The organism is Burkholderia ubonensis subsp. mesacidophila (genome assembly GCF_002097715.1).
Classification (GTDB): Bacteria; Pseudomonadota; Gammaproteobacteria; order Burkholderiales; family Burkholderiaceae; genus Burkholderia; species Burkholderia mesacidophila.
Map to the genome: position 1 here is coordinate 916,148 of NZ_CP020738.1, position 21,961 is coordinate 938,108.

Consider the following 21,961-nt stretch of genomic DNA (forward strand, 5'->3'; position numbering starts at 1 on the left):
TCCCGCCGCGAAATCCTGATAGCGCTCATTGCAGCGCCGGTAGTCATCCTGACACCGCGCATCTTGCTTGGCGCGCCGCGTGCAATGACGGTAGGCGAAGTCATGCGGTACGTGTGCGAGGAAGTGTTCCCGTCGCCTTGCCAGAGGCGGATTGAAGCACATTGCTCCGCCGACCGCTGGCACACAAAGGAGTCGGCATGAAACAAGGTTGGAGCACTCACGCCATCGGGCGGCATCTGGTGGATCTGCCTGCTGAGGCGACCACTGTCGAGACGTACAAATACAACGAGGTGAAGATTGAGCCGCTACTCGAGATCACGACGCGGGCGAGTTTCGACGATTTGATTTCTCGTAAGGAAATTGAACTTCGTTCTACAAAGCACATTTCGCGTGGGAATATGTTTGTCGAGCGGGTACCGAATGCCAATGGTTCGGTTACTCTGATATCGTGGAGTGATCCGGACCTGGACTATGAATACTACAAGTTCGACACTTATTTTCGGGCAGGATCTAAGTGCCTGAAATACTCGGGAGAGGTGTCGCCGGACCGCAAGGCAACTGCGTTGGCCACCCGTCAAAACCTGTCCAGTGAATGGCGAGAAATCCCGCCCGGCGAACTGCCGGAAGGTATTGGCTTCGTGACCGGGGACACGATCCTGGCAGCGAAGCGGTTCAACCTCGAAAGCTGGGAATTGAACATCAAGCTGCCCAATAAGCCCGATGCTTGGTTCCGGCTGACTGCCTATGCGCAAGAGAGCGTAGGGCCCGGTTTGCGCGTCCGCGCGGGGGGTATTCTGCCGGCACTGCTAGGAGCGGTGGCGGGTGTGGGCCAACTGCGCAACCGCGCACGACCTGTCGGCCCGATCGAAGCCGACGAGATTCTGGTGGCCGGCACGCAAGACGGCAAACGTACCTACGGCTTCAAATGGGAAGCGCCGGGCAAGGCGTACTCGCTGGCTGAACCGAACCTGAACGCATCGCTGCGTGTTGGTGAAAGCGTCTACCCGACCAACAAAGAATCCTTTGCTGACGATGGTGAGGCGCTGGAGTTGTGGGATGCCGTGGTGGATTCCATTTGCCTGCGCCCGGGGGCTGTATGACGACGCTGTCCCGCCGCGATGTCCTGATGGCGCTGGTTGCCGCGCCGGTTGTCATGTTGGCACCTTGCATCACGTTTGGAGCGCCGCATGCCATGACGGTGGCCGAAGCCATGCGGTACTTGACCGGGGTAGTGTTCCTGTCGCCTTGCGAGAAGCGGAATGAAATGCATTGCTCCGGTGACCGCCGGCACCAAAAGGAGTCGGCATGAAACAAGGCTGGAGAACGTGCGCAATCGGGCGGCATCTGGTGGATCTGCCAGCTGAGGCAGCTACAGTCGAGACGTACAAGTACAACGAGGTGAAGATTGAGCTGCTGCCCGAAATCAAAACGCAGGCCGACTTTGATCATCTGATCTCGGGACGGGAGCGGCAACTGCGCGCGACCCGGCATACCTCGAAACACGAACAGGACCAGGAACGGAAATTCGAACGGAAACTGTGGGAACTGCGGCATCAGCAGGAAGAGCGTGCGTGGCGGCAGATCGCGGTACCTGTATCGGAACAGGAGCGAGAATTAGAACAGAAGCGAGAACTGGAACGGCAACTGCACGAATTCCAGCGCAATACTGGGGACAGCATGTTCATCGATCGGGTGACGCATGCCAACGGCTCGGTGACGCTAATCTCATGGAATCGCCCGACGGGAAACATACTGTACCGCTTCGATACCTACTTTAGGGTTGGATCAAAAAGCGTGAAGTACTCGGGAGAGGTGTCGCCGGACCGGAGGGCCACTGCGCTAGCCTTACGTCAAGACCTGTCCCGCGAATGGCGGGAAATCGCGTCAGGTGAGCTACTGGCAGGCATCGGCTTCGTCGCCGATGACGTCATGTTGGTCGATAGGGATTTCAACCTCGAAAGCTGGGAACTGAACATCCGGCTACCCGACAAGCCCGATGTCTGGCTCCGACTGACGGCCTATGCGCAAGAGAGCGTCGGGCCCGGCTTGCGAGCCCGCGCGGGCGGCATTCTGCCTGCGCTACTGGGGGCGGTGGCAGGTGTTGGCCAGTTGCGTAACCGCGCACGACCCGTCGGCCCGATCGAAGCCGACGAGATTCTGGTGGCCGGCACACAAGATGGCAAACGCACCTACGGCTTCAAATGGGAAGCACCAGGCAAGGCGTACTCGCTGGCCGAACCAAACCTGAACGCCTCGCTTCGCGTTGGCGAAAGCGCCTACCCCACCAACAAGGAATCGTTCGCCAACGATGGTGAGGCGCTGGAATTGTGGGATGCGGTCGTGGATTCCATTCGTCTGCGTCCGGGGGCCGTATGAAGACATTGTCCCGCCGCGATGTCCTGATGGCGCTGGAATCTCTCGGAAAGCAGGTCGAAGATGGCCGTTGATTTCGACAAGTTGCCGCCCGAAAAACCGGAACCTGACGATCCACCGTCACGCGTCGTCTGGGCCATCGTGTTTTGCGTCATCGTGGTTGCCGGAATATTCACCGTGCTGCTTCTCTGGCCCGAAGGTGAGCCGACGCAGACCCCTTGGTTCTGGACATGCATTACGGCGTATCCGGTCGGAGTCGCGACTTTTGTCGTGCTGCGGCGCTATAGCGTTTACGAGGGTCGTCGATCGGACGTCATCGAATGGAACAAGGCTTGCACGAGGTATGTGAATGGCGTATTCGAGCAGGCGAGCCGGCCGCTTGCCGTCGTCGCTGCGGCGTACAGGTTCTCCAGCGACGCGAAGGAAAACGAATTCGACAAATTGCTGGCTGGGTCCGTCAAGCTTGAGCCACGGACCACACCGAAACCCGATACGCCACCTGTGACCGCCCGCTGGTTCGAGGAGCCCCACGCCGACAAAGAGGGGAAGCCATTCAAGACTGATAGCGAGCGATATCTGAACGTGCTCGAGAGCGTATTTGGCGCGTTAATCACTGACGTTGCCGAAGCGGTCCGCGCGTTGCCGTCGGACCTGAAGTTGGCGGTCGGGTTAGTGCTGCCGGAAATGGCGAACACCGCCGAGGCATCGGATGCATGGGACAAGCAGTGGCGGAAGTCCGATCTCCGGCTACTCAAGGCCGAAGTCCTGCCTGAGCCACCCGAACTGATGTATTTCGACACGTGGCTCGATCGAAGCAACCAGGGATCGGATCAAGAGGCCCGTCTGCTTGTGTTCGTGCAACTGAACCCGTTGCTTCAAGCACTCCCGCCGGAAGGGTGCGCGGAGGCTGCTGTTGCGATCCTGGTCACGCCGGAAGACGTGCGCAGCAGGTTCAAGCTTGCGTCGATTGCTCTCGCGCATCGACCGAACGAGACATACGACTGTTCGCTGGACGTCGCCCTCAGTCGCGCGTTGCGATGGGGAAGGCTGGAAGCCGCAGACGTCAGCCGCATCTGGCAAGGCGGACTTGGTGCCGCCACGGGGAATGAGGTAACCGCAGTTCTGGTCAAGGCAGGTATCGCCGCGAAACTGGCGAACCTTGATTTCATGATCGGTCACGCAGGCAAGGCTGCGGTCTGGTTTGGCGTGGCGTGCGCTGCCAAGGCGGTGGCTCACGATGGTTCGTCACAGCTTTTTATCACTGGCGGAGAGCGTGGCCCTTGTTTTTCCGTTGTGAGAAATATCAATTCCAACGATGCCGGCGTGTGACTTTCTCAACGCGCCGCATAACTGCATTGTGCGACGAACGACGAATTACGCCGCTGGTAAGGAGATCACGTCATGGTCAGACGGTACGACATTCTGAAAGGCGACACGACAACATCGAACGGAACCGTGTTAGGTGGAGATTCGAACGACCGAATTGGCGATCGCGAGCAAGCATACGAGCGCGATGAGGTCTGGTGTCCTGTCTGTCAGTCGACGGGACACATTGTGTGCGATGGCGCGCGCATATCGATGAGAGGACCCGATGGCAGGGAAGGTGCGTTGAGCGACGATCTGTGCGTCTGCAAGTGCAATCCGCCGCCGCGCTTGCTTCCCTCCCAGCATTCATCTTATGTCGATGCTTGAGCAGAAGCCGGAACGCCTGAGCCAAGAGGGTTTCGGTCACGTCGTTAACCTGCGGGACGTGCGGCAGTGTCCGCATGAGCAATCTCGATTCAATCTCTATTCAATATGCTTCGCAAGTTCCGGATCGACATTCTGAGCATCGTCACACTGGTCATTCTGCCCGGACTAATAATCTGGTTCAGAGGTGATGCCTGGATCGGCCTGCATTCAGCCGAAAAGCGTGCGGCATGGATCGTCGTGCTTTGCATTGCATTCGTCGTGCTGTTTCTGTGGTCCAGCTACGATTCGTCGTCTCGCCCGGCCGTTGCATGGCGGCGCGTTATGCATTGGGTCGAGAAAAAGATTGATTCATCGACTAAGCGACACGATAGCGTAGCCCCGGATGGAGGACGGTCGCGCGCTGCCGCGTTGCGTAGCGTGCTGCGTGACCGCCACGGCTTGCGCTGGCGTTATCGCGAACGATGGGTGCTGGTCGCCGGGGACGAACCGCTGGTCAAGCGCCTCGCGCCTGGCCTCACCGACGCCGGTTACGCGATCACCGGCGATGCAGTCCTGCTCTATGCGAGGCAAACGAGCAGCACACTAGATACGGAATGGCTCGATCAGATCCGGCGTCTGCGCCGCCGTCGCCCGGTCGACGCGATCGTGGCGCTGACGCGCAATCGTAGCTCGGGCAAGCCATCGTTTGATTTTGACGGTCTTGCGCAAAGGCTCGCCCGCCATGCGCGCGCGCTGCGTTGGGCCGCGCCGGCCTATCTGCTCAACGTGACGGATTTCGGTGGCGAATCATCGGATGCGGACGAAGCCACCGGTTTCACCTGGTCAAACGTGAAGATGAACGCAGACGACATCGATAAGTCGCTGCAAGCGCTTTCCGGAAATCTTGCCGAAACAGGCGTCGTACGCCTCGCCAGCAATGCGCATGACCGCTATCCCGCTGAACTGTCGCAGCACATTGCAAATCTCCGAGGTGCGCTTTCGGATCTCGTGCTGCAAACCACCCAGTCCCGCGTCTGGCGGCACGCAGTCCACGGCCTCCTGTTCGCTCCGTTGTTCAAGGAGCGGGAGCTGGCGCCTCCGTCGTCCAGCGGGACGAGCGACGACGAACCGCCTCTCGCTCCTCAGCACCGAACGATCTGGCAGACCGTCGCCGAGCACAGCCGCAAGGTTCGCGGTCGCCGCGTTGGCTTCTCACTGTCGACCACGGTCGCATGGGCAACCACCGTCCTGATCGGCTGCTGGATGGCCGGCACGATGCTGTCCGGATTCGTGAACCGCGGAACGATCGAAAGCGCGGCTGACACGGTCGCAACACTGTCCGCCGTGCAGAACCGCACGCAAGCCATGCAAGCCCTCGACGGCCTCGACCGGCAGATCGATACACTGGAAGTCCATCAGCGCGACGGCGCACCCTTGACGTCACGTTTCGGCCTGAACCGCGACGGCGCGCTGCTCGACGCGCTATGGCCGAGCTACACCCTGGCCACGAACCGCATCCTCGTTACGCCAATCCGCGAGAAGCTCGAGCAACGCCTGCATCAACTCGCGTCATTGTCGGACGCCGAGATCGCCAGTGGCGGTAATGCGCAGGTACAGGCCGCCTACGACACGCTCAAGGCCTACATGATGCTCGCGAAGCCCGAACGCGCCGTCGCTTCCTTCCTGACGCCGGAGCTCGTGGCGACGGCCGCGCCCGCTCGTCCGACCAACTCACCATTGTCGCCGGGCGCTTGGGAAGACCTCCGCCAGCACACGATCGCATTCTTCGCAAATCACCTGGGCCAAGGTAAGTTGCTCGCAATTGCTCCGGATCTCGGACTCATCGCTTCAACGCGCCAGACGGTCATCGGTGTGCGCGGCATCCAGAACTCGACCGACGCGGTTTACCAACAAATCCTCGACGACGCGACGCCGAAGTATCCGCCGGTGTCACTCGCCACGCTGCTAGGCGATACGACCAGTCGGGGTCTGTTCAATACGACAGCGAGCGTTCCCGGCGTGTTTACGCGCGCCGCGTGGGATGAGCGGATCTCGAAGGCGATCGACGACGCGAGCGGGCAGCACAACACGGCAGGCGATTGGGTGCTCTCCGACGCGAAAACCGGCAATCAGGCTCCGTCGACGCTAAAGGCCGAACTCCGCCAGCGCTACTTCGACGATTACGCACGGGCGTGGGCCCAGTTCCTCAATAGCCTGCGCTGGCAACAGGCGCCGACGCTGTCGGCGACGGCCGATCAGTTGACGCTGCTGGGCGACGCGCAACGCTCGCCGCTTGTCGCGTTGATGAACGCGATTGTCTACCAGGCCGGAGCGGGCGCGACCGCGCAATCGTTGTCAGACACCTTGATCAGCAAGGCACAACAACTCGTCGGCGCTGACGAGAAGGATCCGTCGAAGCAGGCTCAGCCGCAGCTTGCGCCGCTGGCGGCCGCTTTCGGCCCGATCCTCCGCTTGACCGGCAGCGACTTGGCTTCCGGCGCTCCCGTCACCGGCAAGGCCGCCACCCAGTTAGCCGCGACAGGCGACCTGAGTCTCGCACGCTACCTCGAGCGCGTCACGGCCATGCGTCTCAAGGCGTCGCAGATCGTTTCCAATGCCGATCCGGATGCGATGGCGCGGCTGGCCGCACAGTCGGTGCTGCAGGGCAAGACGTCCGACATTGCCGACAGCCGCGACTATGCGAGCCGCCTGGCCGCGAGCCTCGGCGAGCAATGGTCGGGTTTCGGCGCGCTGTTCCGTGCGCCATTCGATCAGGCCTGGCAGGTTGTCGTGCGACCGGCCGCATCGAGCCTGAACGAAATCTGGAGCACCGCAATCGCGGCCGACTGGAACAAGACGTTCGGCGGCCGGTATCCGTTTGCGGACTCCGATAACGACGCATCGCTGCCCGAAATGGCGCGCTTCATGCGGCCGGACAACGGCGTGATCACGCAATTCGTGGCGACCCAGCTCGCTGGCGTCATCGAACGGCAAGGGGACCGCTGGGTCGTCGCGCAGGGCGCCAACCACGGCGCGTTGACGATCGATCCGGCGTTCCTGACCGGACTGAACAAACTCACGCGCATCGCAACCGTGCTGTTCCCGGCGGGCGACGCGCGGGTGCGTTACGAGTTGCAGGCCGTGCAGACACCGGGCGTCACCGACATGAAGTTCGTGCTGTCCGGACGTGAACTGCACTATTTCAACCAGAAGCAGGAATGGGTGCCGTTCGAGTGGCCGGGCCAGTCGCTCGAAAACCTGTCGCATATCGAATGGCAGACCGAGCAAGGCGGCTTGCGTACCGCGCTCGATTCACAGGGCCGGTTCGGCCTGATCCGGCTGCTGGAGCGTGCGAAGGTGTCGCAGCAGGATAACGCACGCTATTTGCTGACCTGGACGCCGGATACGAGTCAGGGGATTCCGCTCAAGGTCCAACTGCGCAGCGAAGCGGGGGCCGGGCCCCTCGACGTGCTCCAGTTGCGCAATTTTTCACTGCCGAAGCGGGTATTCGTGACGGGGGCGGCAACGGGCGGTCCCAATCTATCCGCCATCAATCCGCCGCCGCTGCCGCCGTCGGCGATCGCGGCGGCGCAACATGCTGCGGTGCCGTTACCGCCGGGCCTTCCCGGCGGATTGACGGTATCGGACAACCTGTCGTCGGCTGCGGCAGCCAAGGAAATCGCTCAACCAACCGCGCGCGGTACTGTCGTGGACGCCACGTCTCCGAAGAACACACAGCCGCGCGCAACATCATCATTGACGACGACTTCCGCGTCGGCAGAGCCATTGTCCACGCCGTTCGGACACGCGTTGCGGCTGTTGGGCGACGTATTGGTTTATTGAGGTCTCCCATGACGCTTGCAAATTTTGTCAAAACGCTCGTCGGCGGGAATCGCGACGATTCCGTTGGAAAAGCGCGGCTCGACGCGTGGGATGCGTGGCTGCAACCACTCGCGGGCGACTCCGGCGTCGGTCGCGACCCGGGATACGAGGACGCATTCTTTGAATTGCGGGATGAAACGCAAAAGCTCTCCGGCATTGACGACGGACTGATCATCCGATCCTGCGAGCAACTGATCAAGGAAACCGGAAAGGATCTGCGACTGGCCGGCTACTACGCATTCGCACGGCTGAGACAAGATGGGCCCGCCGGTTTCGCGGACGCACTCGAATTGGCGGCCGCGTTCGTCGACCGATTCGGCGAGGATGTGCTGCCCGCGCGCGGCGAGGCGAAGAGGGGCGCGCTCGAGATGCTGGCGACGACGCGCATGCTCGATCTGCTCGACAGCCGCGGCGCGGTTGCGCCGGCCGATCTCGAGCGGGCGCTCGCCGCGCTCGATGTGTTGTCGGCCGGCATGGCTACCTGGCCTGAAGCCGCGCGCCCGAACCTCCAGCCACTCGTTTCCCGGTTCGCGCGCAACGATGAATCGACATGCAATACGGCCCCGGCGCCGCTAGCGTCGTCCACCGCGACGGCTCCCGCGTCGTCCAGCGCAATCGCATCGACGCGCGATCTGCTTGACCAGGCGCGCAGGATGGCAGTTTGGCTACGCGATCAGGAAAGCGGCTATCTGCCCTCGGTGCGGCTGGTGCGCAGCGTTCGCTGGGACACGCTTCACGAGGTTCCACCGTCGGACGCGGCGGCACGCACGCGTCTCGTGCCGCCGCGGGGCGAGCTGCGCCAGCAGATGAAGCGGCTCGTGTTGCAGAAGCAGTGGCATGAACTGCTTGAGCGCGTCGAGGCCACGTTCATGGAGGGTGTAAATCACCTGTGGTTCGACCTGCAGTACTTCCAGCACGTCGCGCTCGACCACATCGGCGCGCCCTACAACACGTGGCGCGAACTGCTGCGCGCAGACTTCGCGCTGTTCCTCGAACGGCTGCCCGGCATTGAACGGCTGGCGTTCAACGACGGCACGCCGTTCGCCGATGATGCGACGCTCGAATGGATCGCGCGGCACGCCGTCGTGCGCGACCTTGAGGCGGGCGAGACGGTTGCGCCCCTGCCGGTCTCGGCCGACAGCGAAGGCGATGCCGCGGGCGACTGGCCGGAAATCGAGACGCAGGCGCGGGAACTGGCAGCGCGCGATGGCGTCGAGACTGCGTTCGGCTGGCTTGAAGCACTGCCGGGCATGAAGACCGATCGCCATCGCTATCTGCAACGGCTCGTGATGGCGCGCCTCGCCGATCATGTAGGCCGTCCCGATACGGCGCTCGCGCTGCTCGCCGAACTCGATGCGTCATCCCGATCGCTGCCGCTGATGCGCTGGGAGCCGGCGCTGGTGTTCGAGGTCAAGCAGCAGCTGGTCCGGGCGCTGAAGGCGATGAGCAACCGCAAGGATGCCGACAAACCGACGCTCGCCCGCCGCATCGTCGAATTGCAGGCGGAACTGACCGTGCTCGATCCGGCACGCGCGCTGACTCTTTCGTAACGGTATTCAATGGAAAACAACGATCCCATCCTGCGCTATTACGAAGCGGAAATGCGCTACCTGCGCGAGTCCGGCAAGGAATTCGCGAAAGCGCACCCCGACCGTGCGCGCCTGCTCAATCTCGACCGCGTCGGCGATCGCGATCCCTATGTCGAGCGGCTCTTCGAAGGCTTCGCGTTCCTGACCGGCCGGCTCAGACAGAAGCTCGACGACGAACTGCCGGAACTTACCGAGGGGCTCGTGAGCCTTCTGTGGCCGCACTATCTGCGGATGATTCCGTCGCTGTCGATCGTCGAGCTGATCCCGCCCGCGGAAAAATTGCAGAAGACCGAGGTCGTGCCGGCGGGCGTGCCTGTCCGTTCCGCGCCGATCAACGTGCCATCCCCGGGCGGTACTGACGGCACAACACCGCGAACAGTCCAGTGTCTGTACCGGACCACGCAAGCCGTCGCGCTGCAGCCTGTCGTGATCACGCACGCCGGGCCGGCCGTGCGCCACGACGGCCGTTCGGTGATCCGGCTCGGCTTCGCGGTCGAGGGATCTGCGCTCCGCACGGAAACGGATCTGTCGCGGCTGCGGCTGCATTTGAACGCGGACTTGCCGACCGCGTTCGCGATGCATCTCGCGCTCACGCGGCAGGTCGATGCGGTCCACTGGCGCGTTCCGGAAATCCGCGACGGCGAAGCGATTCCGCTCGCCGGCATCGCGATAGAGCCCGCCGGCTTCTCGGCCGAAGAACGGTTATGGCCAAAGGCCGATGCGGCTTTCTCCGGGTATCAGCTATTGCTCGAGTACTTCACGTTCCGCGAAAAATTCCTGTTCGTCGATCTGTGCGGCCTGGACATCGCGAAACTGCCCGAAAAATCGACCCGTTTCGAGCTGGAGATCGTGCTGAAACATGCGTGGCCGTCCGACCAGCGATTCAGCTCGGAGAATGTGCGGCTGTTCTGCAGCCCCGTGATCAACCTGTTCGAACTCGATGCCGAACCGATCGAGATCGACCATCACGAAACCGAGTATCGCGTGGTGCCGGCAGGCCATCAGGGCGAGCATGTCGAAACCTACTCGGTCGATGCGATCGCGACGTTCGACCACGACACGGCCGAGCGATACGAATACGTTCCATTCGCGACGTTCCGGCACCGCGGCGGCATGCTGCGGCATGAGGCGCCGGAGCGCTATTTTCACACGCGTGTACGACCGGGCGTGTCCGGGCTGCACGAAACGTGGGTGATTCTCGGCGGCCATGCGTGGGAAAGCATGGACACGCTGCCCGAGGAAAGCCTGTCGCTGCGTGTAACGGGCACGAACGGCATGCTGCCGCGCAAGGGGCTGCGGGAGGCGAGCCTCAATGAAATTGCGGTCAGCACACAGAACGTTGCCGGCGTGCGCAATCTCGTGTCGCCGACGTTGCCGCTGTATCCGCCCACGGGAGACCGGTTCCAGTGGCGCGTGTTGTCGCACCTAGCGCCGAACTTCCTGTCGATGATGGATGCAGAGATGCTGCGCGGCGCACTCGCGCTCTACGATTGGACGAGCGACGAACTGAATCGCCGGCGTCTCGCCGGAATTCTCTGGGTATCGCAGGAGATGATCGAGGAGGTGTCCGGCGGCTCGGTCGAGCGTGGCGCGCTGATCGAGGTCACGCTCGACAGTCATGCATTCGCAGGCGAGGGCGACGTCATGCTGTTCGGCGAGTTGCTGCACCGGTTCTTCGCGCTGTATGCCGATATCAACCTGTTCACGAAGCTCGCGATCATCAGCCTGCCGATGCAGGCCAGGATCGAATGGCCGCGCAGCAAGGCGCAGCGGGCCCCGCTATGAGATCGGTCGAATTGCCCAATCTCGATCCGCTGGTTGCGTCGCTGCTGGCGCGCGCGCCGCGCATGAGCTTCATGCAGCTGTGCCGATTGCTCGAACTGCGTGTGTCGGACCAGCCGGTTTTCGGCATGCGAGATGCCATCGAGCATGAGCCGGTGCGTTTCCGACCGAGGCCGCGCATGGGCTTTCCGGCTGGCGAAGTCGCGTCGGTCGAGTTCGATGACGAACGCCTCGATGCTCCACCGACCCTGCGCACGACGTTCATGGGGCTATATGGTGTCGACGCGGCGGTACCGTCGCACATGATCGACGAGATCGCGTTGCGCGAGGAGGGGCACGAGGTCGTCGAGGCATTTCTCGACCAGTTCAATCATCGGTTCGTCACGCTGCTGTACCGCGCGTGGAAAAAGTACCGCTATCCGGAGAGCTTCCGGCCGGGCGGCGTCGATGCGCATTCGCGCAGCCTGTTGTCTCTGGCCGGGTTCGGTTGGGGCGACAAGCCGAAGCGAGCCGGATTGCCCGACTCGCGAATGCTGGCGCTGCTGGGGCTGTTGATTCAGCGGACTCGCACGCCGGAAGGACTGACGGGTGTGGTTGCGCTGGCGATTCCGCACGTTGGCGTACGAGTTGACGAGTTCTGGCCTGTCGTGACGTCGACCGGTCGGCCGCAGCCGCTCACGTCGGTCGGCTGCATCGCGATGGCATCGGAGAATGGCAAGCGCAAGGGGCTGGGTGGGGGCTATGTGCTCGGGAAACGAATGGCATATCGCGGCCGGGCGGTTCGTGTGACGCTGCGGCCAGCAGATGTGCAGCAGGCGCATGACTTGCTGCCGGGTGCATGGCTGCATCGCGAATTGATGGCAACCGTTCAGCTGTATGTCGGTGTCAAGGCCGACGTACATCTGCGGATGGAGATGTCGTCCCGGCATGCGCCGCAACCGGCGATCAGCGCGGCCCGCGCAGGTTCGGCGCCGCGTCTCGGCTGGACCACGGTGCTGCCTGCCGATGAAGAGCGCCTGATCAATATCGCGCTTGGGGTTTGTCACGCTTTTCCGACGCCAGGGCCTAATCCGCACCTCACTCAACATGCCTGACCGGGGAACACAAATGGCTATCCGTTTCACCGTTTCAACTGTCGCGTCCGTCTTGCTGCTGTCGGCCTGCGGCGCGTGGCAGACCGTCTCGGACGCGTCGTCGAGCGCCTATCGCGCGGTGTTCTTCAGGCAGGTCAAGGTGCTTAACGTTGATCTGACGGCTCGCGCCGCATTGAATCCGGACGATGCGGGACGGGCGACTTCTGTCGCCGTGCGCGTCTATCAATTGAAGGATCGTAAGCTGTTCGACGGCGCTTCGTATGACGACCTGTTGAAGAACGACAAGACTGTGCTCGCGCAGGATCTGGAGGCGAGCATGTCGACGACAGTGAATCCGGGCGCGTCGGCAAGTCTGTCGCAGACGATGCAACGGGACGCGAAGTATGTCGCGGTCGTCGTGCTGTACCGCAAACCGGGAAGCGATGAAAACTGGAAACGCGTCGTTGAAAGGAAGCGGCTTGACGCAGACAAGCCGCTGCGGCTTGAATTGTTTGCGAGCGAGATGCGAGCGGCGGGAGACCTGCCTCGCTTCGAGTTCTCCCAATGAATAACATCGGCATAGATGGAGAGCCGATAGCACATGCCCCGTAAGCGGGGGCGCGATGCAATGCCTGCCTGCCCGATCGTGCAACTTCCAATCAACGCAACCCACAAGACCAATCGCCCCATGACGAGCAGAAAGGACATTCAACACGAAGAGGTCGCAAGTGGGCTCGTCCCGCCGTCGAGATGGCTAACCCTGACAGTCGGCCTGATGCTCGCAATGTCGCCGGCTCACGTGTCGGCGCAGGCGGTTCAGGACACGCCATCCCCGCGTCTCGTAACACTGGCGGAAAAGCCCGAAGACTTCGTGCCCAAAGGCTGGAAGCTCGAACTTCAGGCGAAGGGCGACCTGAACGGCGACGGCCGTGACGATCTCGTGCTGGTCCTGCGCGACAACGATCCCGCCAACGTGATATCGCATGACGGCATGTGCGAGAACCCGTTCGACGCGAATCCGCGCATCCTCGTCGTTGCCTTTGCGCAGCCGGATGGCCGCTATGCGCTGGCGCTGCGCAACGAAACGCTGATCCCGACCCGCGATACCCCGTGCATGGACGACGTGCTGCAAGACGGCGGCGTGAGCATCAGCCGGGGCGCGTTGCGCATCACGCTGAGCCGCTTTTCCAGCGCGGGGAGCTGGGAGATGGGATCGACCACCTATACGTTCCGGTGGCAGGGCGGGAATTTCATGCTGATCGGCTACGACGACAGCTCGGTAATGCGCAACTCGGGCGCCATGCGCACGCTCAGCGTGAATTTTTCGACGGGCAAGGCCAAGGTGTCGACAGGGAGCGCATTCAAGGACGGCGAGCACACGAAATGGATGAAGTTGCGCACGCAACGGTGCTGGACGCTGGATCAGGTCGGCGACGGCGCCGAATTTGCCGGGACGTTGCTGGCAATCGAATAGTCGCGCGCGGCGTCACACGGCGTGACGTTTCGCGGCCCATGCACCCGACATCCGGCGGCACGGGCCGCGCATCACTCATCGATCGTCATCCCGAATCGACGACGGATGCCTGCACAGCGCCCGCACCTCGAGGTGCATGTACGGAAACAGCGGCAACTGGCTCAACACGTCATGCAGCTGCTGCACGCTTTGAACGTCGAAGATGCTGACGTTCGCATACTTGCCCGCGATCCGCCACAGATGTCGCCAGACTCCCTCGTGCATCAAACGCTGGCACATGGCCTTCTCTTCGGCCTTCAGCGTCGCTGCCTTCACCGTATCCATGTCGGCGGGCAGGTTGACGGTCATTTCCACATGAAACAGCATCACACGCTCCTTGCGTTATCGTTTTGCCGCGAAGCCGGTCACGCTTGCGCGCGCACGCGTTCGACTTCACTCTCAGGCACGTTCGAACGATCCCTGACCAGCGTGAAATCGAAGTCGATCAGCGCGAACTGACCGTCGACGCCATACGCCTTGCCTTGCGCGCCTTCAGCCTGCTTGATCTTCGGAATCAGCCCGTCGCGCGTCGCGAATGCGAAATCGTCCCAGATGTGCGGATCGCCTTCGATGTTGATCTGCGTCGTCAGCTTACGATAACCGTCCGCGGAAACGAAGAAGTGAATGTGCGCGGGACGATGACCGTGACGGCCGAGCTGGTCGAGCAGCTGCTCGGTCTTGCTGCCCGGCGGCACGCTGTAGCCGACCGGCAGCACGCTGCGGAAGCTGTAGCGGCCTTCGGCGTCGGTGCGGATCGAGCGGCGCAGGTTGAACGCCGGCTGCGACTGATCGAAATACGAGTAGTTGCCGAGATGGTTCGCATGCCACACTTCGACGAGCGCGTTCGCGAGCGGCTTGCCGTCGTCGCCGAGCACCTGGCCGCGCATCACGAGCGTCTGGCCCGGATCGGTGCCGTCGTCGAGGCGCGCGTGGCCGACCGATTCCGGCGCGCCCGCGACATACAGCGGCCCTTCGATCGTGCGCGGCGTGCCGCCGTGGATGCCGGCCTTCGCTTCGGCCTCGTCCATCCGCACGTCGAGGAAGCGCTCGAGGCCGAGGCCCGCGGCGATCAGGCCGAATTCCCGGCCGGCCTCGTTCAGGTAGTTGAGCGCGGTCCAGAACTCGCTCGGCTGCACGTCGAAATCCTCGATCGTGTAGCACAGGTCCTTCACGATCCGGTTGACGATCGCGCGCACGCGCGGGTTGCCGGGCTTCTCAGCCGCATCGTCGAAGGTCTTCAGCAGCGCGTCGATGGCGTCCTTGTTCATGCGTGTCTCCAATATCGGGTGTCGTGCGGGGAATCAGCGGGCGTCGCGTCGCATCCGTTCGATGCGGGCCCAGTCGAAGGTGATGCCGAGGCCGGGCGCGGCCGGCAGGTGCAGCTTGAAATCTTCGTAACGCAGCGGCTCGACGAGGATTTCCTCGGTCAGGAGCAGCGGGCCGAACAGCTCGGTGCCCCATTGCAGCGCGCCGAACGTGCTGAACAGCTGCGCGGACGCTATCGTGCCGGCCGCGCCTTCGAGCATCGTGCCGCCGTACAGGCCGATGCCGGCCGCCGACGCGATCGCCGCGACGCTCGCCGCGCCCTGCAGGCCGCCCGACTGCGCGATCTTCACCGCGAACACGTCGGCCGCGCGGTCCTGCGCAAGCGCGAACGCGTCGACGGGGCCGTGCAGCGCCTCGTCGGCCATGATCGGAATCTGCGCGAGCTGCGTAAGGCGCTGCAGGCCCGCGCGGTTGGCTGCCGCGATCGGCTGCTCGACGAGGCTCACGCCCGCTTCCGCAAGACGCGGGCCGGCCCAGATCGCATCGGTTTCGGTCCACGCCTGGTTCACGTCGATCCGCACGTCGCCGCGTTCGCCGAGTGCGCGCTTGATCGCGATCACGTGCGCGACGTCGTCGGCCACCGCATTCGAGCCGATCTTCAGCTTGAATGTGCGATGGCGGCGCGCGTCGAGCATCGCCTCGGCTTCCGCGATGTCGCGCTGCGTGTCGCCGCTCGCGAGCGTCCACGCGACGTCCACCGCGTCGGTCGTGCGGCCGCCGAACAGCTCGGACAGCGGCACGCCGAGGCGGCGCGCCTGCGCGTCGAACAGCGCGGTCTCGAGCGCGCACTTCGCGAAGCGGTTGCCCTGGAACAGCTTGCGCACGCGTGCCATCACGGCGCCCGGGCGGGTCGCGTCCATGCCCTGCAGCAGCGGCGCGAAATAGGTGTCGATGTTGACCTTGATGCTTTCCGGGCTCTCCTCGCCGTATGCGAGGCCGCCGATGGTCGTCCCTTCGCCGACGCCTTCGATACCGTCCGAGCATCGAATCCGGATCAGCACGAGGGTCTGGCAATTCATCGTGGCGACCGACAGCTTGTGCGGGCGGATCGTCGGCACGTCGACGAGCAGCGTCTCGACGCGGTCGATGGTGGCGGCAGTTGCTATCATGCGATTCCTCCTGTTGGTGCACATGGTAGGAACTTCCGCCCGGCGGCGTCCAACACTCTTTCCGACTACTTCCATACTTTCGAGGTATGCAATGGAATTGCGTCAGCTCCGGTATTTCATTGCCGTCGCCGAGGAAATGAACATCACGCGGGCCGCGGAGCGCCTGCACATGACGCAGCCGCCGTTGAGCCGCCAGTTGCAGGCGATCGAGGACGAAATCGGCCTGCCGCTGTTCGAGCGGGGCGGGCGGCCGCTGAAGCTGACCGAGGCGGGCCGGGTGTTCTACGCGCAGGCGAAGCGCCTCGTCGACCAGGCGGACGAGCTGGGGCCCCTGACGCGGCGGCTCGCGCAGATGTCGGAGCGGATCGTGATCGGCTTCGTGCCGTCGACGCTGTACGGCGCGCTGCCGGACGTGATCCGCGCGTTCCGCGAAGCGCGGCCGGACGTCGAGCTGTCGCTGATCGAAATGTTCACGCTCGAGCAGCTCGGCGCGCTGAAGGGGGGCAGGATCGACGTCGGGTTCGGCCGCCTGCGGTTCGACGACGACCAGCTCGTGCGCGAGGCGCTGATCGAGGAGAAGCTGATCGCGGCGCTGCCGGCGGGGCATCCGCTGGCCGATCCGGACCGGCCGCTCGCGCTGGCAGACGTCGCGCACGAGACGCTGATCGTCTATCCGAGCACGCCGCGGCCGAGCTTCGCGGATCAGCAGTTGTCTGCGCTGCGGGACGGCGGCCTCACACCGGCTGCCGTTCACGAGGTGCGCGAGCTGCAGACGGCGCTCGGGCTCGTGGCCGCGAAGGTCGGCGTGTCGCTGGTGCCGGAAAGCGTCGAGGGCGTGCGGGTGAAGGGCGTCGTCTACCGGCGGTTGCCGGAACCGGTCGCGACGTCGCCGATCATCATGAGTCGCCGCGTGCACGACGAAAGCCCCGCGACGGCGGCGTTCTGCGCGATCGCCCGCGCGATGATCGCGCCGGCGGGCTGACGACCGTTTTTTCTGCGCCGTGGATTGCGACCAACTGTCAATTTCACAGCCTCTTCTTGCAGGCGAGGCACAGGCGAGCAAAGTGATGAAGAACGTGAACGCCGTGGCCGAAAGCGTGCAGGAAATTGGACCCGCACGCCGCCTCAGCGCTTCCCGTCGAGCGTCTCCGACGGCAGTTCGCCGAACGTCTCCCGATACGCGATCGCAAACCGGCCGAGGTGCGTGAAGCCGCAATCGAGCGCGATGTCGGCGATCCGCCGCTCGCTGCCCGCGGCGCGCAGCAGTTCACGCGCATGCGCGAGGCGCGCGTGGCGCAGGTACTGCATCGGACTCATCCCGCGAAACTGGATGAACGCATCGCGCAGCGTGCGCTCCGGCACGCCGGCCGCACCGACGATGTCGGCGAGCTGCAGCGGCTGCGCGTAGTGGGCCGCGACGAATTCCTGCGCGCGCCGCATGAAGCCCGGCACGGGGTCGTGGCGCGACGGGGGACTGACCGACGGCGGATGCCCTTCGATCAGCAGGTCGATCAGCAGGTGTTCGAGTTGCGATGCGACGCGCGGATTCGCGCTCGCGCGTTCGAGCAGGGCCGGCGAGCCCGCGACCAGCATCAGTTGCTGGCGCCACGCGGCGAGCGCCGCGTCGCTCACGCGCAGCACGGGGTCGAGCATTGCGCGCGGATCGCCGGTCAGCGCGCCGACGGTGGCCGCATCGATGCGCAGCACGAACTGCTCGCAATCGGCGGACAGCTGCGCATCGAAGCGCTCGCCGGGCGCGCACAGCACGCCGGTCTGCCCGTCGACGCCGACCTGCCGGCCCATCGCCCGCACGTCGGCCTGTCCGGACAGGCAGAACATCAGCAGGTAATAGCCGTCGACCGCGTCGACCTGCACGCGCATCGGTTCGCCGAACGCGATCGTGCCGATCCCGAGCCCGCCGATCCGCACGAAGTCCATGTGCGACGCGCCGTGCACGCGGCCGCTCGGCAGCAGCGCGTGCGGCTGCATCACGCGCGAAATCCGCTCGCGCGTCTCGTCGAGATCGCGGGATTCGAACAGCCGGTGCGCGCGCAGCGCGAGCGGCTCGAACGACGTTGGGGGCATGGGCATCGGTCTGGTTTTGGGACGCGCGCTTCGATCCGACGAATGGGGTGGGATCGCACTCGGGCGTCACGTTTGTCGCCATCCTAGCGCAGAAACCTGCCGGAAGTGGATACTGCGCCGCCGCAATTGCAGATTCCGGATAGACGGCGAATTTTAGCTTTTCAAAAATCGGCTCCATCAAGACATCCCAACCGGATCGACAAGGAGTCCGACATGGAGCAGACAGAATCGCCAGTCCTGTTCGCGGCGCGTGAAGACGCGTCCGACGTGAGGTTTCCGCACGACGATGGCTCGCGCGTGCCGTACAAGGTGTTCAGCTCGCACGCCGTCTACGACCGCGAGCAGGAACGCATCTTCCGCGGTCCGACGTGGAATTTCGTCGCGCTGGAAGCGGAGATCCCGAACCCGGGCGACTTCAAGAGCACGTTCGTCGGCGACACGCCGGTCGTCGTCACGCGCGCCGAGGACGGCGCGCTCGCCGCGTGGGTGAACCGCTGCGCGCACCGCGGCGCGCAGGTGTGCCGCAAGGCGCGCGGCAATGCGAGCTCGCACACGTGCGTGTATCACCAGTGGAGCTTCGACAATACCGGCAACCTGCTCGGCGTGCCGTTCCGGCGCGGCCAGAAGGGGATGACCGGGATGCCGGCCGACTTCGATCCGAAGCAGCACGGGCTGCGCAAGCTGCGCGTCGACAGCTATCGCGGCCTCGTGTTCGCGAGCTTCAGCGACGACGTCGCACCGCTGCCCGACTACCTCGGCGAGCAGATGCGCCCGTGGATCGACCGGATCTTCCACAAGCCGGTCGAATATCTCGGCTGCACGCGCCAGTATTCGAAATCGAACTGGAAGCTGTACCTGGAGAACGTGAAGGACCCGTATCACGCGAGCATGCTGCACCTGTTCCATACGACCTTCAACATCTTCCGCGTCGGCATGAAGGCGCGCTCGATTCCCGACGCGACGCACGGGCTGCACAGCATCATCACGGTGACGAAGACCGGCGAAGACACGTCGGCGGCCTACAAGCAGCAGCACATCCGCTCGTTCGACGAAGGCTTTCATCTGGAGGACGAATCGATCCTCGATCTCGTGTCCGAATACGACGAGGACTGCACGAACCACATCCAGCCGATCTTCCCGCAGCTCGTGATCCAGCAGATCCACAACACGCTGGTGGCGCGGCAGATCCTGCCGAAGGGGCCGGACAACTTCGAGCTGATCTTCCACTTCTTCGGCTACACGGACGACACGCCCGAGCTGCGCGCGTTGCGCATCAAGCAGGCGAACCTCGTCGGGCCGGCCGGCTACATCTCGATGGAGGACACCGAGGCGACCGAGCTCGTGCAGCGCGGCACGGTGCGCGACGGCGACGCGACGTCGGTGATCGAGATGTCGCGCGGCAATCCGGACCAGCAGGACACGGTGATCACCGAAAGCCTGATCCGCAAGTTCTGGGTCGGCTACCAGAAGCTGATGGGCTATTGAAGCGGGAGCGCGAAATGACGGAAGACATGAAGACGTGGTTCGAGATCACGATGCTGCAGAACCGCTACATCGGCCATCTCGACAACAACCGGCTCGAACAGTGGCCGGAGCTGTTCACCGAGGACTGCACGTACGAGATCGTGCCGAAGGAGAACGCGGACCTCGGGCTGCCGGTCGGGATCGTGCATTGCACGAACCGGCGGATGCTGCGCGATCGCGTCGTGTCGCTGCGGCACGCGAACATCTACGAGGAGCACACGTACCGGCACATGACGTCGGGGCTGATGGTCGTCGCCGAGCGCGACGGCGAGATCGACACCGAGAGCAGCTACGTCGTCGTGCAGACGCGCAGCAACGGTGAATCGAACGTGTACCAGGCCGGCAAGTATTACGACACGGTGGTGCGCACGCCCGACGGCCTGCGCTACAGGACCAAGCGCGTGATCTACGACACGTCGCGCGTGCAGACGCTGCTGGCGACCCCGATCTGAGCGGAATGTGAGGAACGACATGACTGAAGCAACGCTGACCGAGTGGCACCCGCTCGGCACCCTCGACGAATTCTCCGAAGACGAACCGGCGGCGCGCGTCGCCGGACAGAAACCGATCGCGGTGTTCCGGATCGGCGACGAACTGTTCGCGATGCACGACCTCTGTACGCACGGCCACGCGCGACTGTCGGAAGGCTATGTCGAGGACGGCTGTGTCGAATGCCCGCTGCATCAGGGGCTGATCGACATCCGCACCGGCGCGCCGAAATGCGCGCCGATCACCGAGCCGGTGCGGACCTATCCGATCCGCGTCGTCGACGGACAGGTGGAAGTCAATGTCGGCTGATCCTGTCGTGATCGTCGGCGCCGGCCATGCCGCGCGCCGCACCGCCGAAGCGCTGCGCGCGCACGACCCCGACGTGCGTATCGTGATGATCGGCGCGGAGCGCGAGCTGCCTTACGACCGGCCCGCGCTGTCGAAGGACGCGTTGCTGAGCGACGGCGGCGAAGCGCGCGCGTTCGTGCGCGACGCCGCGTGGTACGACGCGCAGCGGATCGCGCTGCGGCTCGGCACGCGGGTCGACGCGATCGAGCGGGACGCGCAGCGCGTGCGGCTCGACGACGGCGCGACGCTGCCGTACCGCCGGCTCGTGCTCGCGACCGGCTCGCGGGTCCGCCGGTTCGGCGGGCCGGTGGACGCGGACGTGCCGCTGCATTACGTGCGCACGGTCGCCGATGCGCGGGCGCTGCGTGTGGCGCTCGCGCCGGGCCGGCGCGTCGCGGTGCTCGGCGGCGGCTTCATCGGCCTCGAAGTCGCGGCGGCCGCGCGTCAGCTCGGCTGCGCGGTGACGGTGATCGACCCGGCCGCGCGCCTGCTGCAGCGCGCGCTGCCGGACGTGGTCGGCACGTTCGCGCGGCGCCTGCACGACGGGCGCGGCGTCGAATTCCGGCTGTCGGCGCTGCCGCGCGCGATCCGGCGCGGCGCGTCGGGCGACGCGGTGGTCGAGACGGAGGGCGGGGACGTGACGGCCGATATCGTGGTCGTCGGGATCGGCGTCGTGCCGAACGTCGAGCTCGCGCAGGCGGCGGGCCTCGACGTCGACAACGGCGTGCGCGTCGACGCGGGCTGCCGCACGGCCGATCCGGCGATCTTCGCGGCGGGCGAGGTGACGCTGCACTTCAATCCGCTGCTCGGCCGCCACGTGCGGATCGAGTCGTGGCAGGTCGCGGAGAACCAGCCGGCCGTCGCGGCGGCGAACGCGCTCGGCGCGGACGAGGCCTATGCCGAGCTGCCGTGGCTGTGGTCGGATCAGTACGACTGCAACCTGCAGATGCTCGGGCTGTTCGGCGGCGAGCGGACGACGGTCGTGCGCGGCGATCCGTCGAAGGGCCCGTTCGCGGTGTTCGGGCTGGGCGACGACGGCAGGCTCGTCGCGGCCGCGGCGGTGAACGCGGGGCGCGACATCGGCGCATGCCGCCGGATGATCGCGGCGGGCGCCGCGCCCGATCCGGACCGGCTGGCCGACCCGGCGGTGAACCTGAAGGCGTTTCTCTGACGGTGGGGCGCGGCGGCGCCTGCGCG

General features: G+C 64.4%; 20 protein-coding genes. 16 read left to right on the forward strand and 4 right to left on the reverse strand.

The features are described 5' to 3' along the window. Positions 1-197 precede the first annotated feature (197 nt). From B7P44_RS37200 to B7P44_RS21755, 11 genes are all read left to right on the forward strand, one after another. Positions 198-1,100: a T6SS immunity protein Tli4 family protein gene (locus tag B7P44_RS37200; RefSeq protein WP_157915376.1), complete on the forward strand. Its 903-nt coding sequence runs from the start codon at positions 198-200 to the stop codon at positions 1,098-1,100. Beyond that, the gene (locus B7P44_RS21710) at positions 1,097-1,309 is read left to right on the forward strand and encodes a hypothetical protein (protein WP_084908074.1); all 213 of its coding nucleotides are present in this window, start codon (positions 1,097-1,099) and stop codon (positions 1,307-1,309) included. The genes B7P44_RS37200 and B7P44_RS21710 overlap by 4 nt, the downstream gene beginning before the upstream one ends. Beyond that, on the forward strand, positions 1,306-2,376 hold the full coding sequence (locus tag B7P44_RS37205) for a T6SS immunity protein Tli4 family protein (RefSeq protein WP_157915377.1): 1,071 nt from the start codon (positions 1,306-1,308) through the stop codon (positions 2,374-2,376). The genes B7P44_RS21710 and B7P44_RS37205 overlap by 4 nt, the downstream gene beginning before the upstream one ends. Before the next feature lie 60 nt (positions 2,377-2,436). Beyond that, on the forward strand, positions 2,437-3,702 hold the full coding sequence (locus B7P44_RS21720) for a KPHS_23130 family T6SS system protein (protein WP_084908075.1): 1,266 nt from the start codon (positions 2,437-2,439) through the stop codon (positions 3,700-3,702). A 72-nt stretch (positions 3,703-3,774) separates the two neighbouring features. Then, entirely contained in the window at positions 3,775-4,065 is a 291-nt protein-coding gene (locus B7P44_RS21725; protein ID WP_084908076.1) for a PAAR domain-containing protein, read from the forward strand. 105 nt (positions 4,066-4,170) lie between these two features. Continuing rightward, on the forward strand, positions 4,171-7,887 hold the full coding sequence (locus B7P44_RS21730) for an ImcF-related family protein (RefSeq protein ID WP_193834302.1): 3,717 nt from the start codon (positions 4,171-4,173) through the stop codon (positions 7,885-7,887). Between the two features lie 8 nt (positions 7,888-7,895). Continuing rightward, complete coding sequence (gene tssA, locus B7P44_RS21735; protein WP_084908077.1) at positions 7,896-9,476, forward strand: type VI secretion system protein TssA; 1,581 nt, start codon at positions 7,896-7,898, stop codon at positions 9,474-9,476. Positions 9,477-9,485: 9 nt separating this feature from the next. Next, positions 9,486-11,300 (forward strand): type VI secretion system baseplate subunit TssF, encoded by a 1,815-nt coding sequence (gene tssF / locus B7P44_RS21740; RefSeq protein ID WP_084908078.1) that lies wholly within the window; start codon positions 9,486-9,488, stop codon positions 11,298-11,300. Continuing rightward, positions 11,264-12,391 carry a type VI secretion system baseplate subunit TssG gene (gene tssG / locus B7P44_RS21745; protein WP_193834303.1) on the forward strand — a complete coding sequence of 376 codons (1,128 nt, stop codon included), beginning with the start codon at positions 11,264-11,266 and terminating at the stop codon, positions 12,389-12,391. The genes tssF and tssG overlap by 37 nt, the downstream gene beginning before the upstream one ends. Before the next feature lie 13 nt (positions 12,392-12,404). After that, on the forward strand, positions 12,405-12,938 hold the full coding sequence (gene tssJ, locus B7P44_RS21750; protein ID WP_084908079.1) for a type VI secretion system lipoprotein TssJ: 534 nt from the start codon (positions 12,405-12,407) through the stop codon (positions 12,936-12,938). Positions 12,939-12,971: 33 nt separating this feature from the next. After that, positions 12,972-13,844: a hypothetical protein gene (locus B7P44_RS21755; RefSeq protein ID WP_133117876.1), complete on the forward strand. Its 873-nt coding sequence runs from the start codon at positions 12,972-12,974 to the stop codon at positions 13,842-13,844. A 75-nt stretch (positions 13,845-13,919) separates the two neighbouring features. Here B7P44_RS21755 and catC read toward each other — a convergent pair whose 3' ends face one another. From catC to B7P44_RS21770, 3 genes are read right to left on the reverse strand one after another with little or no spacing between them, the layout of a single operon-like run. After that, positions 13,920-14,210, reverse strand: coding sequence for a muconolactone Delta-isomerase (catC, locus tag B7P44_RS21760; RefSeq protein ID WP_084908081.1), 291 nt, complete (start codon positions 14,208-14,210; stop codon positions 13,920-13,922). A gap of 38 nt (positions 14,211-14,248) precedes the next feature. After that, entirely contained in the window at positions 14,249-15,151 is a 903-nt protein-coding gene (catA, locus tag B7P44_RS21765) for a catechol 1,2-dioxygenase (protein ID WP_084908082.1), read from the reverse strand. A gap of 33 nt (positions 15,152-15,184) precedes the next feature. Continuing rightward, positions 15,185-16,318 (reverse strand): muconate/chloromuconate family cycloisomerase, encoded by a 1,134-nt coding sequence (locus tag B7P44_RS21770; protein WP_084908083.1) that lies wholly within the window; start codon positions 16,316-16,318, stop codon positions 15,185-15,187. Between the two features lie 91 nt (positions 16,319-16,409). Between B7P44_RS21770 and B7P44_RS21775 the strand changes: the two genes are divergently transcribed. Then, positions 16,410-17,300 carry a LysR family transcriptional regulator gene (locus tag B7P44_RS21775; protein WP_084908084.1) on the forward strand — a complete coding sequence of 297 codons (891 nt, stop codon included), beginning with the start codon at positions 16,410-16,412 and terminating at the stop codon, positions 17,298-17,300. Between the two features lie 143 nt (positions 17,301-17,443). Here B7P44_RS21775 and andR read toward each other — a convergent pair whose 3' ends face one another. Next, entirely contained in the window at positions 17,444-18,403 is a 960-nt protein-coding gene (gene andR / locus B7P44_RS21780; RefSeq protein ID WP_084908085.1) for an anthranilate 1,2-dioxygenase regulatory protein AndR, read from the reverse strand. 213 nt (positions 18,404-18,616) lie between these two features. On the opposite strand from andR, the gene andAc reads away from it, so the two are divergent. From andAc to andAa, 4 genes are read left to right on the forward strand one after another with little or no spacing between them, the layout of a single operon-like run. Then, complete coding sequence (gene andAc, locus B7P44_RS21785) at positions 18,617-19,888, forward strand: anthranilate 1,2-dioxygenase large subunit AndAc (RefSeq protein ID WP_084908086.1); 1,272 nt, start codon at positions 18,617-18,619, stop codon at positions 19,886-19,888. A gap of 14 nt (positions 19,889-19,902) precedes the next feature. Next, entirely contained in the window at positions 19,903-20,379 is a 477-nt protein-coding gene (andAd, locus tag B7P44_RS21790; RefSeq protein ID WP_084908087.1) for an anthranilate 1,2-dioxygenase small subunit AndAd, read from the forward strand. Between the two features lie 19 nt (positions 20,380-20,398). Then, the gene (gene andAb, locus B7P44_RS21795) at positions 20,399-20,725 is read left to right on the forward strand and encodes an anthranilate 1,2-dioxygenase ferredoxin subunit AndAb (RefSeq protein WP_084908088.1); all 327 of its coding nucleotides are present in this window, start codon (positions 20,399-20,401) and stop codon (positions 20,723-20,725) included. Beyond that, positions 20,715-21,935, forward strand: a complete 1,221-nt coding sequence (andAa, locus tag B7P44_RS21800) for an anthranilate 1,2-dioxygenase system ferredoxin--NAD(+) reductase (RefSeq protein ID WP_084908089.1) — start codon at positions 20,715-20,717, stop codon at positions 21,933-21,935. The genes andAb and andAa overlap by 11 nt, the downstream gene beginning before the upstream one ends. Positions 21,936-21,961: the final 26 nt, after the last annotated feature.